The following is a 14173-nucleotide window of genomic DNA, read 5'->3' as shown; positions in this document are numbered from 1 at the left end:
CGAACTCAGTAGTGAAACGATGCATCGCCGATGGTAGTGTGGGGTTTCCCCATGTGAGAGTAGGTCATCGTCAAGATTCATTTCGCAAAACCCCTATCTGCACATGCAGGTAGGGGTTTTGTCTTTAAGTAGGAACTACAGAGATTCGCAGGCGTGTCCTAGGGACGGGCCAGCACACAGAATTTCTTGACGACCATAGAGCATTGGAACCACCTGATCCCATCCCGAACTCAGCAGTGAAACGATGCATCGCCGATGGTAGTGTGGGGTTTCCCCATGTGAGAGTAGGTCATCGTCAAGATTAAAACCCAAAGCCCCTGTCTGCGATGCAGACAGGGGCTTTGTCTTTTACGGGTATCAATATCGGTTAGAACTGATAGCTGACCGTGGCGCTCACATTGCGCTCTTCACCCATGTAGCAGTAGTTCAGGCTGGCACATGAAGTAATGTAGCTTTCATTGGTGAGGTTGTTGGCGTTCAAGCGCACATCCACACCCATCAGGCCGACCTTGCCTAGGTCATAGCCGATCGAGGCGTCTAACAGTGTGTAGGAAGGCACCTTCATGCTGTTTTCCGCATCCACCCAGCTGTACCCCACATATCGCACCCCACCGCCAAGCCGCAAGCCATCCAGTGCCCCTTGGCGGAAGTTGTAGTCGGCCCACAGCGAGAGCATCTGTTTCGGTGCCTGAGTTGGCGAATTACCCTTGTTGTCCAAGTTGCCCGACACAAGGCTAGGCATCGACTTCGAATACTCGATATCGGTGAAGGTATAGCCACCCAGCAGTTTGAGGCTGTCGGTCAGCTGCACATGGGCCTCCAGCTCCAGCCCTTGCGAACGGACTTCACCGACAGGGCGATAGAAGTCTTCGTTAGGCTGTTTAGACGCCAAGTTCTCCTGCTCGATGCGGAACACCGATGCGGTGAACAGGTTGTCGCTCCCTGGTGGCTGATATTTGATGCCAGCTTCCCACTGAGTGCCCTCCGTCGGTGCCAGCGGCCGGCCTTGCTGGTCGGACACGGTATTCGGGTTGAACGACTCTGAGTAGCTGATGTAGGGCGCAATGCCGTTCTCGAACAGGTAGAGCACTCCTGCCCGGGAGGTGAACCTGGAGCGCTGATCACTGACCTTGCTGTCGCTGTCACGGTCCTCTTCGGACACCTTCACCCAGTCCTGGCGCAGCCCCAAGGAAAAGCGCCACTGGTCCAGCTCCACGAGATCCTGCAGGTACACACCCGTTTGTTGCAAGCGCCGCTGGTAGCGGTTCTCGCCCAGTACCTGAAGGTTGCCATTGCCGTACTGCGGATTGCCGGCATCCAGCGGGTCGACGGTGCCATAACGCCATGTCACGTCGGCTTTGCGCCGCTGGTAGTCGGCCCCCAGGAGCAAGGTGTGCTTGGCGGCCCCGGTAAAGAATTCTGCCTGCAGCATGTTATCAATGATGTACGAATGCAGACGCTCGTCGCCGCCGGTATAGGCGCGGTTTAGCATATTGCTGTCAACATCTGCCCAGCCGGCGGCGTACACCTGGTCCATCGACACGTCGGAATCCTGATAGCGAAAGTTCTGCCGCGCGGTGAACACATCATTGAAGCGGTGCTCAAACTGGTAGCTGAAGGACTGCTGAGTGCGCTCGTAGTTGTCGATGCTCGGCTCGCCTTCGAAGAAATGGTCTGACAGGCGTAAACCGTTGCGCTTGTGCAGCATGCCGTCTGCAGGGTTGCCGCCGTGGTATCCACCGTCAGGGTCGTGCTGCAAATAGGCCTGCAGCGTGAGTGAGGTGTCTTCGGTGAAGTCGACGCTGATAGCAGGGGCGATTGCGTAACGTTCTTCCTTGTTATGGTCGAACTGAGTGTCGGAAGCATCCGCCAAACCCGTCAGTCGATACGCAATGCGTTTGTCGTCATCCACAGGACCACTGAAGTCGAAGCCCACGCCACGCTGGCCCTGAGTACCTACCGTGGCCTGAACCTGATGGTAAGGGGCAAAGAGTGGCTTCTTGGTGGTCAGGGCTACCAGGCCACCTGGCGAGCTTCGCCCGTACAGTACCGAAGACGGTCCTTTGAGAATGTCGATGCGCTCAAGGAAGTATGGGTCGACCTGCATGGTGCTGTAGGTGCCGTTGTCGCCCATTGACTTGAGCCCATCGACGTAGATGTTGTCCACCGAGCCGTCGTTGAAGCCGCGCATGGCTGCATAGTCGTAGCGATGGGTGGCACCGTAGGGGTTGGTCAGTACTCCAGGCGTGTAGCGCATGGCTTGGGCTACGGTCTGAGAGCCCTGATCGTCCATCTGTTGGTGAGTAACTACCGAGACCGATTGGGATGTCTCCACCAAAGGCATGCTGGTCTTGGTCGCCACTTGGCTGTGCGTGGCGTTGTAACCCTCCATGCTGCCCAGTGCGTTGCCGAGGGAGAAACTACGAATGTCGGTGTCTGGCAATGCCAGGGCGGCGTTCTGACGTTGTGCCTGCAGCACATAGTTACGTCCCGCCTGGTTGACGGCTTCCAGCCCGCTGCCATTTAGCAACTGGCGCAGCGCCTGATCGGTAGTGTACTGCCCCTGCAATCCGTTGGAGTGCAGGCCATCGGTCAGCTGAGGTGTGCTCGACAGGGTGATGCCGGCCTGGCGAGCGATATTGTTGAGCACGTCGGTCAGTTGGCCAGCTGGTATTGCATAGTGTTGGCTCGCTTCGGCTGTGTCGGCCGCTACGGAAAGTTGCGGAGCAGTTGCCAGGCCCAAGGCGGCACCAAACAGAACAGCCCGGATGGCATGGCGCAAGTGAGCTGATTGCGGGACTGGACGAAAATCATTCGGGATGTAAGTGTGGGTTGACACCGGGCTAAGAGGCATGAAGGGTCCGTTAAAGTGTTGAGGGCAGAAAGTGTCGCTTACTGTCCTAGCCGGACCTGGATTCAAAACCCGCCAAAAATCGATAACGCCTTATCAGGTCATGCTCTCCACATGCACCCACCAGCGTGTACGTCGACGAAGTCGTACGGGCAGCGTCTGCGGCAGCAGCCGAAGCAGTTGATCCGGATCTTCGAGCCGGAATACCCCTGACAGGCGCAGGTCGGCAATCTCATTGCTGCAGCCCAGGTAACCATGGCGATAGCGGCTGACCTGTGCGAGGAAGTTGGAGAGGCGCATGTCCTGAGTGACGATCAACCCTTCAGTCCAGGCCATCGCATCCATGTCCAAGTGTGCGAGCCGGTGCGCACCTTGAGCATCCACGCGCCAGTTCTGGCCATTTTCGATCCACTGCAGTTGGCCACTACCAGGCTGGTGTATCGCCACTCTGCCGTGGCTGACGCTGACACGTGTGCAGTCACTATCCTGGTAGGCCACAAAGCGACCTTCGAAGCCTTCAAGCAGCGCGTCGCGGGTTTGTAGCAGCAGGGGATGCCGGGGGGTGCAGTTGATCATCAATTCCCCATGCTTCAGGCGAACCAGACGCTGTTGATCATGGAAGGCCAAGTCCACGGCACTGCAGGTATTGAGTTGCATCAGTGAGCCATCGGGCAGGGTGAAGACGCGCCGCTCGCCCGTGCCGGTGGCATAGTCTGAGGCCCAGGCACTGACAGTATCGAGATCTTTGGCCAGCCAGCTCGCCGATCCTGCCATGACAATGCCGCCAAGCAGCTTCAGTGCCTGCCGGCGACGCAGGCGCTGCTGGCTGGTTTCCAGTGTCTGCAATGCCAGCCCGGCACCGGGGATAGCGCGCAGGTCAAGGTCCTGATGAAGGTGAACCACACGCTGCCAGGCCTGTTCGTTTTCGTGGTGGATGCTGCGCCATTGCGCGCACTGTTGTTGCAGAGCCGGATCGTGTCCGCTTTCACGCAGCCGCAACATCCACTGAATGGCTTGCCTGACCGTTTTTGTATCAGGGCGTGCGACGATCATGGATTCAGCAGTCGTCTTCATAGCGCAGCACGTAGCAGTGATAGAGCGCATCGGCGATGTAGCGCTCAACGGTGCGCACGGAGATCCCCATCTGTTCGGCGATGGTCTGATGCTTCAGCCCCTCGCATTGAGCCAGCAGGAATGCGCGACGTACCTTGGGTTTGAGGCCGTCGAGCATGCGTGCGATGCGCTCAAGCAATTCCAGCAGCAGCTCGCGTGTCTCGACTGAGGGGACCAGTGCTTCCGGCACATGGGCCAAAGCCTCCAGGTAGGCCTTGTGCAGTTCCTCGCGGCGCCAATGATCGATCACCAGCCCACGCGCTACCGTGCGCAGGAAGGCCCTGGGTGCATTCAGCTGCAATTGTTCACGACGCTGTAGCAAGCGTACGAAGGTATCCTGGGCCAGGTCAGCTGCATCGGCTGCGTTGCCGAGCTTGCTACGCAGCCAGGTATGCAACCAGCCGTGGTGGTCACTGTAGAGCGTTTGCACGGAATCGTTGCTGGGCATGGAGGAGGGCGCCGGCATCAATGGACGTTAATGATAATTAGTCTCATTGTTGGCGGAGCAAGATTAATTTGCAACCCATCAGTTCGCGCGTAAAGCCGGTAACGGGCTAACGCCCCAATTGCGTATCCAGGTAATTGCGGATCACCCGCGCCCCGCCATTGAGGTGCCGTTCCAGCACTGCTACCGCTTCGTCCACCAGCTTGTCGCTGGCCGCATCTACCAGTGCGTTGTGATCGTCCTGAGTCAGCTTGCCCAGGCCCATGGACGAAAGATGGAAACGCAGGAAGCGTTCTTCCTCGTTCAGTTCGTTCTCGATAAGGCGCAGTAGTTTCTTGTTCGGCGCCTTGCTGTACAGCGCCATGTGGAACAGGCGGTTGAGGCGGCCAATTTCGGCGTGGCTGGTCTCGCTCTCCAGTTGCTCGATATACCCGCGGGCGCTGGCAATGTCGCTGGCATCAAGCAGCGGGATAGACTGGCGCAACGCCTCGCTCTCGAGCAGTACGCGAAGGGCATAGGTGTCCACTGCATCCTCGCCGATCAGCGGTGCAACTACGGCACCCTTGTGCATCTCCACTTTCAGCAGGGATTGCGCTTCGAGCTGGCGCAGAGCTTCGCGCACGGGCATGCGACTGACGCCGTACAAGGTGGCGAGCTCTTGTTGGCGAATTGCAGTACCAGGTGGCAAGCGACCATCGAGAATGGCGCTGCGCAGGCGTTCTTCGATCACGCCACGGGCCTGGTGCGGCAACAATTGCTCGCTGGCCAGCACATTGCTCAATTTGATTTTCTTGGCCACGCGACGCCTGCCTCAACGATGACTGTATTGGATCCAATAACGCTAGTAATAGCTTGTGAGGGTGTCAAACCTGCACCCACACTGGTACGGGCGCCCCAAAAGCGCGGCTATGGTGGAGTAAGTCGCACATCAAAGGAAGCGACCTATAGAAAGATGTAAGCAGAAAGTATAGGCGGGCTGACAGCCGGGTGCGTGATTGCAGGGTGCCATTGTCTTTTGCTGTGGCAAGCCCCAACATCGCTGCTTTCGACTGGTCTGAACAGGGCTTCGCAGTGGCGATATCCTGGTTGCTCAAAACCGTTGTGCGATATGTCGGCTTTGCCGCGCTGCTGGGCAGTCTTCTGCTGGGCGGCTTGCATGCGGATTGGGATTTCTCCCAGATCAGCCGCAAGTCGCAGGCCCTGTACGGCCCACTGGGCGTCGGGAAGGGCCGCATTGATGCCTGGCAGAACCTGATGGCCACGCAGAAGCAGGGTACCGAGCTTGAACGGTTGCAAGTGGTCAACCGCTTCTTCAACCAGCAATTGCGTTATGTCGAGGATATCGATCTGTGGCATGAGGTCGACTACTGGGCCACACCTGTGCAGGCACTGATCAAAGGTGCAGGGGACTGCGAGGATTACGCTATCGCCAAATATTTCAGCCTTCGGCGCATGGGAATCCCCAGCGAAAAACTGCGCATCACCTACGTCAAGGCGCTGCGGCAGAACCGGGCACACATGGTCCTGACCTATTATTCAAGCCCACAGGCCCAGCCTTTGGTGCTGGACAGTCTGATGGATGCCATCAAGCCGGCAAGCCAGCGTATCGACCTGCTGCCGGTGTACGCCTTCAATGGTGAAGGGTTGTGGCTGACAGGCGCGGCAGGGAACAAGAAGGTTGGTGATACCAAGCGGCTGTCACGCTGGCAGGATTTGTTGAAGAAAATGCAGGCCGAAGGGTTCCCGGCCGAGCCGGTTTACTGAAGGAGCACAGATGTCACTGTTCAAACAATTGCTGTTGGCCATTTGCCTGTTCCTGGTGGTCGCCTTCAGTGGCAGTTTCATGGTCAGCCTGGAAAGCTCGCGCAGCCAGTACGTCAACCAGCTGCGCTCGCACGCCCAGGATGCGGCCACTGCGCTGGCGCTTTCGCTGACGCCGAATATCGACGACCCAGCGATGGTCGAGTTGATGGTCAGCTCGATCTTCGACAGTGGTTACTATGCAAGCATCAAGGTTGTCGACCTGGGCTCCAATGCCGTGCTGGTGGAGCGTCACGCCGAGCCAGACCCTGGCGGTGTCCCGCTTTGGTTCGTGCGCCTGATCGGCCTCGAGGCTGCCGGCGGCGATGCAATCGTCAGCCGTGGCTGGCAACAGGCCGCGCGCGTTGAAGTGATCAGCCACCCGATGTTCGCCATTGCCAAGCTTTGGCAAAGTGCCTTGGGCAGCCTCGGTTGGTTGCTGTTGTGCGGTGCGGCCAGTGCCGTGCTCGGTGCCTTGTTATTGCGCCGTCAGTTGAAGCCGCTGGACTACATGGTCGAGCAATCCCATGCCATTGCCCGCCGCGAGTTCCTCAGCCTCCCAGAGTTGCCACGCACGCCGGAGCTACGCCGCGTGGTGCAAGCGATGAACCAGATGGTCGAGAAGCTCAAAGCCCTGTTCACCGAGCAGGCCGAGCGCAGTGAGCGGCTGCGGGCGGAGTCCTATCAGGACAGCCTGACCGGGCTGTCGAACCGCCGCTATTTCGAAATGCAGCTGAATACTCGGGTAAGCAACCTGGAAGACGCGCGCGCCGGCTACCTGCTTTTGTTGCGGGTTCAAGGCCTGGCCGGCCTTAACGCCCGCCTTGGCGGCCAGCGTACTGACCAGTTGTTGCAAGCGGTAGGTGAACAGCTGCGCCGTACTTGTGCCAGCTACCCGGAAACCAACGACCTTATTTCCCGCAGCCGCGGCGGCGAGTTTGCAGTGCTGGCGCCGGGCATGGTGCATGAGGAGGCAGTTCAGCTTGCCCAGGCTCTGGAGGCAACGTTGCAGAGCCTGCACGAAACGGGTGCCAGTGATATCGACCCGGTGGCATGCATAGGCTTGGCGCCATTCAGCCCTGGTGATTCACCGCAGGCGTTGCTGAAGCTCGCCGACGAGGCTCTGGCCCGCGCAGAGAACCAGCCAACGCCGGGTTGGGTATGCCTTGAGCAAGGTGTTGCCGCGGTTGCTGCTGACAGCCAGCATGACTGGCACGAGCGGCTCGATCAGGCGTTCATCAATGGGCATTTCGAGCTGTTCTTCCAGCCCGTGATGGATTGCGCTTCCATGCAACGGGTACTGCACCACAAAGTTATTTCGCGTTTGCGGGATGGCCAGGGCGAGGCTTTGCCGGCGGGCCGCTTCCTGCCTTGGCTGGAGCGCTTCGGCTGGATGCCGCGGCTTGATGTGCTGGTGCTGGAGAAAGTGTTGGCGCACCTGCGAGGGCATGACCAGGTACTGGCGTTGAATCTGTCCGCCGCCACCCTGGCTGACCCCAAGGCCCTTCAGCGCGTTTTCGAGCTGCTGGGCCAGAACGCCGCGCTCGGCCCGCGACTGGTTTTTGAAATTGGCGAGGAGCAGTTGCCTGAGCAGGTAGCATTGGAGCAACTTACCCGGCGGCTGCATGGGCTTGGCTTCGGGTTGGCGTTGCAACGCTTTGGTGGGCGCTTCAGCATGATTGGCAACCTTGCGCACCTGGGCTTGGCGTACCTGAAGATTGACGGCAGTTACATCCGCAACATCGATCATGAGCAGCACAAGCGGCTGTTCATCGAAGCGATCCAGCGAGCGGCGCACAGCATCGACCTGCCGCTGATTGCCGAGCGAGTCGAGACGGAAGGGGAGCGGTTGGTGTTGCAGGAGATGGGAGTAGGCGGGATTCAGGGGCAACTGGTAGGTGAGCCTGCGCCCTGGCGCTGAACGGCTTTTTGCGCCCCGCCTTAGAAGCGATCTAGAGCCGGAAAAGGGCCGCGGAGCGGCCCCGGGGTTCACGTAGCGATGCACGGGGCCACTTGTGCAGCCCCGTCGTGACACAAGGCCGCTCCTGCAGCAATGGCGAAACCAGCAGGCCGGCTATCACCGCTCGCGCAGGGCTTCCGAGCGTGCCTTCATGATCGGCTTGAGCAGGTAGCTCATGATGGTCTTCTTGCCTGTCATGATATCTACCGTCGCCACCATTCCCGGAATGATCAGCAGTGGCTTCTCGTCAGTCCCCAGGTGGCTGCGATCAGTGCGCAGCTTGATCAGGTAATACGTAGTCTTCTTGTCTTCATCGGTAATGGTGTCGGCGCCAATCTGCTCCAGCTTGGCCTTGAGCCCACCGTAGATGGTGTAGTCATACGCGGTGAACTTGACCGTCGCTTCCTGGCCAGGGTGCAGGAAGGCGATGTCTTTGGGCAGGATCTTCGCCTCGATGACCAGCGTGTCGTCCAGTGGCACGACTTCGATGATATCGCTACCTGGCTGGATTACCCCGCCAATGGTGTTCACCAGCAGTTGCTTGACGATACCCCGCACGGGCGAAGTGACCAGTGTGCGGTGCACCCGGTCGTCCAGCGCCTTGCTGGTGGCGGTAGCCTTGTTCAGTTCGGTGCGTGCCTCGTTAAGCTGGGTCAGTGCTTCACTTCGGAACTTGCCGCGAGTCTCTTCGATCTTGCTTTGCACCTCGCGGATGGCCGCCTCTGCGCGCGGGATCGCCAGCGCAGTGGAATCCAGCTGACCGCGGTTTTCCACTTCGGCGCGGCGCAGGCGCAGCACTTCAACCTGGGAAATCGCGCCGGTTGCCACCAGCGGTTCGGACATACTGATTTCCTTGCGCAGCAGCGCAAGGCTGTTGGCATACTGGGTGCGCTTGGAGCTGTATTCGCGCAGTTCCTGCTGGCGTTGGACCAACTGCTCTTGCAGGCCGCCAATTTCGTCTTGCAGTTGCTGGCGCCGGCTCTGGTACAGCGACTCTTCATTGGCCGCCTGGTTTGGCGCGGCTTTACGCAGCTTTTCGTCGATTACCAACGGGATGTCCTGGACCTCGGCACTCAAACGTTCGACCCGCAGGGCCATGGCCAGGCGGTCGGCCTCGGTTTCACCTACGTTGGAGGCGAAGCGGGTTTCATCCAGGCGCAGCAATGGCTGGCCCACTTCGACGATCTGCCCCTCCTTGGCGAAGATTTCGGCGACGATGCCGCCCTCCAGGTTCTGGATCTTCTGCACCTTGGAAGACGGAATGGCCTTGCCTTCACCCCGCGTAACTTCGTCGATTTGCGCAACGCTGGCCCATACGATCAAGAACACGAAGAACAGGATCACGCCCCAGATGGTCAGCCGAACCACCCGCGGCGCATCTTCGATCAGGGCTTTGTTTACCTCTGGCAGCGGCTGGCCGCCAAGCGAGTCGCTGCCTTTGAAATAGCGCCGCAGGCCGTCCTTGAACTGCCCCATATCCAGCTTATGCAACACTGATCTGCCCCTTCTTCAGTGCATCCATGACCGCGGCTTTCGGGCCGTCGGCGACAATCTGCCCGCGATCGATCACGATCAGCCTGTCTACCAACGACAGCAAAGAGGCACGGTGCGTGACCAGCAGTACTGTCTTGCCCTCCACCACCGCGTGCAGGCGCTGCTTGAGGCGTTCTTCACCGGTGTTGTCCATGGCGCTGGTCGGCTCGTCCAGCAGCAGGATCTGCGGGTTGAGCAGCAGCGCACGGCCCAAGGCGACGTTCTGCCGCTGGCCGCCGGACAGGTTCTGCCCGCGTTCACCCACCTGCAGCTCGTAGCCGTCGGGGTGCAGTCGGGCAAATTCATGTACGCCCGCCAGTTCAGCGGCCTGCAGGATCAGTTCGTCCTCGATGTAGCGGGCGCCGCTGACCAGGTTGTCACGTAAGGTGCCGGCGAGCAGCTGGATGTCCTGTGGGACGTAGCCGATGTTGTGACGCAGTTCGCTGACATCGATCTGGCGAATGTCTACTCCGTCCACCAACAGCGAGCCACCATCGGCCTCGTAGAGGCCGACGATGAGCTTGGCCAGCGAGCTCTTTCCCGAGCCGCTGCGGCCGATGATGCCGACCTTCTCGCCGGGGCGGATGGTCAGGTTGATATTCTTCAGGGCCAGGTTCTGCTGGTTCGGATAAGTGAAGTCGACTCCGCGGAACTCGACGCTGCCCTGTAGCACCTTGCGGCTCAGCGGGCGTTCTTCGAAGTTGCGCTCTTGCGGCAGATCCATCATGTGGTCGGTGGAAACCATGGTCACCTTGGCTTGCTGGTAGCGGGCGAGCAGGCCGTTGAGCTGGCCCAATGGGCCGAGGGCGCGGCCGCTGAGCATGTAGCAAGCCACCAGGCCGCCCATGCTCAGGTTGCCGTCGATGATCAGGTACACGCCGACGCAGATCATTGCCACGCCTGCCAGTTGCTGAATCAGCAGGGTGATGTTCATCGCCAGGCTCGACAGCACTTTCACCCGCAGTTCCAGCCGGCTCAGGGTGCCGAGAGTTTGCTCCCACATGTACTGGCGTTCGCTTTCGGCGTTGTTGACCTTCACCGCATCCAGACCCGCCAGGGTTTCGATCAGGCTGGACTGGCGCTCTGACGCCAGAGCCATGGTCCGCTCCATGGTCGCCATCAGTGGCCGCTGCAGGGCGTAGCCGATGCCCAGAGCCAGCGGGAAGGCGATGACCGGTATCCACACCAGGTGTCCGCCAATGATGGCGATGACGACCAAAATCAGGATGGTAAAGGGCAGGTCGATCAGGCTGGTCAGGGTCAGCGAGGCGAGGAAGTCGCGCAGGCCCTGGAACTCGTGAATGTTCTGGGCAAAGCTGCCGACCCGTGCCGGTCGGTACTTCATCGACATGCCGACGATACGTTCAAACAGCGTTGCCGAGATGATCAGGTCGGTCTTCTTGCCGGCCAGGTCCAGGCACAGGCCACGCAGGCCTTTGAGGATCAGGTCGAAGATGTACGCGCCGGCGATACCGATGGCCAGTACCCAGAGCGTCGAGGTGGCCTGGTTTGGCACCACCCGGTCATACACATTCATCACGAACAGCGGCGCGGCCAAGGCGATCAGGTTGATCACCAGGCTGGCGGCGATGGCGTCGATATACAACCACTTGCTGCGCAGCAGGGTGTCGCGGAACCACGACTTCGCACGTGGGATGAGGTTGCCATGGTTTACATCGAACTTGTGCTGCGGCTGCGCGAAGAACACTCGGCCGCTGTAGTCGCTTAGCAGTGCTTCGCGGCTGACGTGTACCTCGCCACCGTCGCTCTCGCTGAGTAGCAGGCGCGCGGTGTCGTCGTTCTCCCAGCCGAGCAGCACGGCGCTGCGGCCCTCCTTCAGCAACAGCATGGCCGGCATGGCGATACTCGGGATCTGCTCCAGCTTTCGCTGAAGCACGCGCCCCTGCAGGCCGGCCCGGGCCGCGGCGCGGGGCAGCAGTTCCGGGTTCAGGCGCTGGGCGGGTAGCGGTAGGCCTGTTGTCAGCATGACCCGGCTGGCGGGCTTTTGGTGCAGGACACACAGGCTCAACAGACTATCCAGCAGCGGATCGTCATGCTGACTGCGTGGATCGTTGCTGAGTTGGACTCGACTGACTTCGGATTCCACGCGGCGCTCTCTTCATCCTTGTGGTGGGTGGGGTGGGTGTGCCGTCGTTAAGGTCAGACCGGCTTACCCTGGCTCTCTTTGGTGCTGTAAAGCTGTGCTGATATGGGCTATCACGCCCTGGTGCTTGAGCAGCTGCCAATGTTCGCCTTGAATCGGTGTTGAGTAAACAATTCTACGTGCTTCATTTTCACCAGACGTAGTGGAGCAATGATTGTTTCATTTTTGGTCCAGCCATCATCCGCTTGTTGCAGCATAGCTTGCCACCCAACCAAGGGATGCAAGGGCCTTGGGCTCCAGCTTAGTCATTGTCATTAAACAGGCGCTGGTTTATTGGCGCATGCCTGTAGCTTGTTAGTCAAAATTCATCTATAGAAAGCAGATCCATTGCCTTCTAGCATTCAACATTCGCGAGCGCTTTCCCATGAGCGGGATGCAAGTATTTGCGCACTCGTACGTCATGTCTTTGATTTGCGACAAATCGCTGCTCGTAGCTCGTGCAGAGTTGAAAGCCTGGTGTGCCTCAGCGAGCACACGCTCTCGGCTCTGGCCGGTTATCGGCCTCTGCGGGTCGCATTCCGGCAAGGTTTGTGCTTATTCGGCAGTCAGTGTCCGGGCCATTGACAGTGATCTGGATATTGACGCCAGTAACGCTGACATTGCCGAGGTAAGACAACCGCGCCGCATGATTTATGGCTACTGAGGTGTATGAAAAACTGCTGGGGCTTACGGCTTAACACGTTTTAGATGACGTAAGACATTTGTCCTTGGGGAACGCTTGGCTAAGGTACAAATATCAATGTGACATTACATTGCCGATTGTTTAGGATGGCATGTATAAGGTCAATAGTTTGGCAGTCAAGCAATTCCAAAAAGTTATAGACGGAATGTTGACGTCAAAAACGTCAAGAGATCATCGACATAGTTCCGCCTGAAGTGGCTACCAAGCGCCGCTCTGGCAGGGAAGTACCCATCGGGTCACACGGAGAGTCCAATGAGCAGCGTTGTAGCCATCGTCAAAAGCATTGTCGGCCAGGTTATTGCGGTATCCCCAGAGGGCATCCGGCGTGTACTTATCGAAGGTGACCGTCTATTGACCGGTGAAGAAGTGCTCACCGGTCCTGGTGGCGCAGTGACGCTGGAGCTGGCTGATGGCCGTATGCTCGATCTGGGCCGTGACAGCCAATGGAGCGCCGATGCGCCTGACAGCAGTACTGACCTGAGCCAGGCGGCAGCCCAGGCCGCGCCTTCGGTGGAAGAGCTGCAGCAGGCTATTGCTGCTGGTGTTGACCCGACTACTGAACTTGAAGCTACCGCCGCTGGCCCGTCAGCAGCGGGCGGTGGTGCGCTGGGCGGTGGCCACAGCTTCGTGATGCTCGAAGAAACGGCTGGCCGAGTTGACCCGACGGTTGGTTTCCCGACGGATGGGCTGGGCTTTGCGGGCGTACTCGATAACGAAGAAGTGGGCCTGCTGGACACGAACGGCAACAACCTGGTGACCACACCGACGACGGATACCAACGTCGCTACTGATCTGATTCTTGGCGCAACCCCTTCTATCAGTGAAGCGGGTGGCGTAATCGTTTATACCGCCACCGTTGGTCAGGCACCGACCACCAACCTGGTAATTACTCTGTCCAACGGTGCCGTGATCGTCATTCCGGCCGGACAGACCAGTGGTAGCGTCAACGTCGTAGTTCCGGCAAACGATACCCCCTACATCGACGGGGGGCAGATTTCGGCGACCGTGACAGGTAGTGCCGGTGGTGGCGGGCTGGCGGTGACATTGCCGCAAACGCCAGCGGTTACCCAAGTGACCGATACCCTCGACAATACCACCGCAACCCTGACTGCTTCGCCAAGCGTGACCGAAGGCGGCGTGATCACCTACACCGTGACCCTGAGCAACCCTGCCCAGACTCCGGTGACCGTGACCCTGTCCAACGGCCAGGTCATCACCGTTGAAGCGGGCAAGACCCAAGGCAGCGTCGACTTCCAGACCCCGGCCAATGACGTCTACAACAACGGTTCGACTGTCAGTGTCACGATCGAGAACGCCACGGGCGGCAACTTCGAGCAACTGACCCCGAATCCGACCCCTGCTCAGACCACGATCAACGACTCGGTCGATACCACCACTGCGACTCTGACGGCGAGCCCATCGGTCACCGAAGGCGGCGTGATCACCTATACCGTGACCCTGAGCAACCCTGCCCAGACTCCGGTAACCGTGACCCTGTCCAACGGCCAGACCATTACCGTTGAAGCGGGCAAAACCCAGGGCAGCGTTGATTTCCAGACCCCGGCCAATGACGTCTACAACAACGGTTCGACTGTCAGTGTCACGATCGAGAACGCCACGGGCGG

9 protein-coding genes and 2 rRNA genes are annotated in these 14173 nt (G+C 59.3%); 5 read left to right on the top strand and 6 right to left on the bottom strand.

From position 1 onward, the window contains the following. Positions 1 to 76 (top strand): 5S ribosomal RNA (gene rrf / locus ACYCCG_RS25515); the annotation flags it as partial. 109 nt (positions 77 to 185) lie between these two features. After that, positions 186 to 301, top strand: a 5S ribosomal RNA gene (gene rrf / locus ACYCCG_RS25510). Between the two features lie 66 nt (positions 302 to 367). On the opposite strand, the gene ACYCCG_RS25505 is transcribed toward rrf (ACYCCG_RS25510), so the two are convergent. The 4 genes from ACYCCG_RS25505 to ACYCCG_RS25490 form a co-directional block, all read right to left on the bottom strand. Next, complete coding sequence (locus ACYCCG_RS25505; RefSeq protein WP_281067764.1) at positions 368 to 2782, bottom strand: TonB-dependent siderophore receptor; 2415 nt, start codon at positions 2780 to 2782, stop codon at positions 368 to 370. A gap of 165 nt (positions 2783 to 2947) precedes the next feature. Next, positions 2948 to 3904, bottom strand: coding sequence for a FecR family protein (locus tag ACYCCG_RS25500; protein WP_209969943.1), 957 nt, complete (start codon positions 3902 to 3904; stop codon positions 2948 to 2950). Between the two features lie 4 nt (positions 3905 to 3908). Beyond that, positions 3909 to 4412 carry a sigma-70 family RNA polymerase sigma factor gene (locus ACYCCG_RS25495; protein WP_176685778.1) on the bottom strand — a complete coding sequence of 168 codons (504 nt, stop codon included), beginning with the start codon at positions 4410 to 4412 and terminating at the stop codon, positions 3909 to 3911. 106 nt (positions 4413 to 4518) lie between these two features. After that, entirely contained in the window at positions 4519 to 5208 is a 690-nt protein-coding gene (locus tag ACYCCG_RS25490; RefSeq protein ID WP_176685777.1) for a GntR family transcriptional regulator, read from the bottom strand. A 203-nt stretch (positions 5209 to 5411) separates the two neighbouring features. On the opposite strand from ACYCCG_RS25490, the gene lapG reads away from it, so the two are divergent. Further along, positions 5412 to 6173 carry a cysteine protease LapG gene (gene lapG / locus ACYCCG_RS25485; RefSeq protein ID WP_176685776.1) on the top strand — a complete coding sequence of 254 codons (762 nt, stop codon included), beginning with the start codon at positions 5412 to 5414 and terminating at the stop codon, positions 6171 to 6173. Positions 6174 to 6183: 10 nt separating this feature from the next. Continuing rightward, positions 6184 to 8130, top strand: a complete 1947-nt coding sequence (gene lapD, locus ACYCCG_RS25480; RefSeq protein ID WP_209968848.1) for a cyclic di-GMP receptor LapD — start codon at positions 6184 to 6186, stop codon at positions 8128 to 8130. A gap of 156 nt (positions 8131 to 8286) precedes the next feature. Here lapD and ACYCCG_RS25475 read toward each other — a convergent pair whose 3' ends face one another. Next, entirely contained in the window at positions 8287 to 9645 is a 1359-nt protein-coding gene (locus ACYCCG_RS25475; protein ID WP_176685780.1) for an HlyD family type I secretion periplasmic adaptor subunit, read from the bottom strand. Positions 9646 to 9652: 7 nt separating this feature from the next. Continuing rightward, on the bottom strand, positions 9653 to 11809 hold the full coding sequence (locus ACYCCG_RS25470; protein ID WP_459672220.1) for a type I secretion system permease/ATPase: 2157 nt from the start codon (positions 11807 to 11809) through the stop codon (positions 9653 to 9655). 991 nt (positions 11810 to 12800) lie between these two features. Between ACYCCG_RS25470 and ACYCCG_RS25465 the strand changes: the two genes are divergently transcribed. Beyond that, on the top strand, positions 12801 to 14173 hold a 1373-nt coding region (locus tag ACYCCG_RS25465; RefSeq protein ID WP_459672218.1), incomplete at its 3' end, for a retention module-containing protein.

It is taken from the genome of Pseudomonas sp. VEM90, assembly GCF_054611535.1.
This window is presented reverse-complemented; position numbering and strand designations above follow the sequence as displayed.

Excerpts from the sequence above, each read along its gene's own strand:
- ACYCCG_RS25500 (WP_209969943.1), bottom strand. The coding sequence starts at position 3,904 with ATGATCGTCGCACGCCCTGATACAAAAACGGTCAGGCAAGCCATTCAG.
- ACYCCG_RS25495 (WP_176685778.1), bottom strand. The coding sequence starts at position 4,412 with ATGCCCAGCAACGATTCCGTGCAAACGCTCTACAGTGACCACCACGGC.
- lapD (WP_209968848.1), top strand. The coding sequence starts at position 6,184 with ATGTCACTGTTCAAACAATTGCTGTTGGCCATTTGCCTGTTCCTGGTG.
- ACYCCG_RS25475 (WP_176685780.1), bottom strand. The coding sequence starts at position 9,645 with ATGGGGCAGTTCAAGGACGGCCTGCGGCGCTATTTCAAAGGCAGCGAC.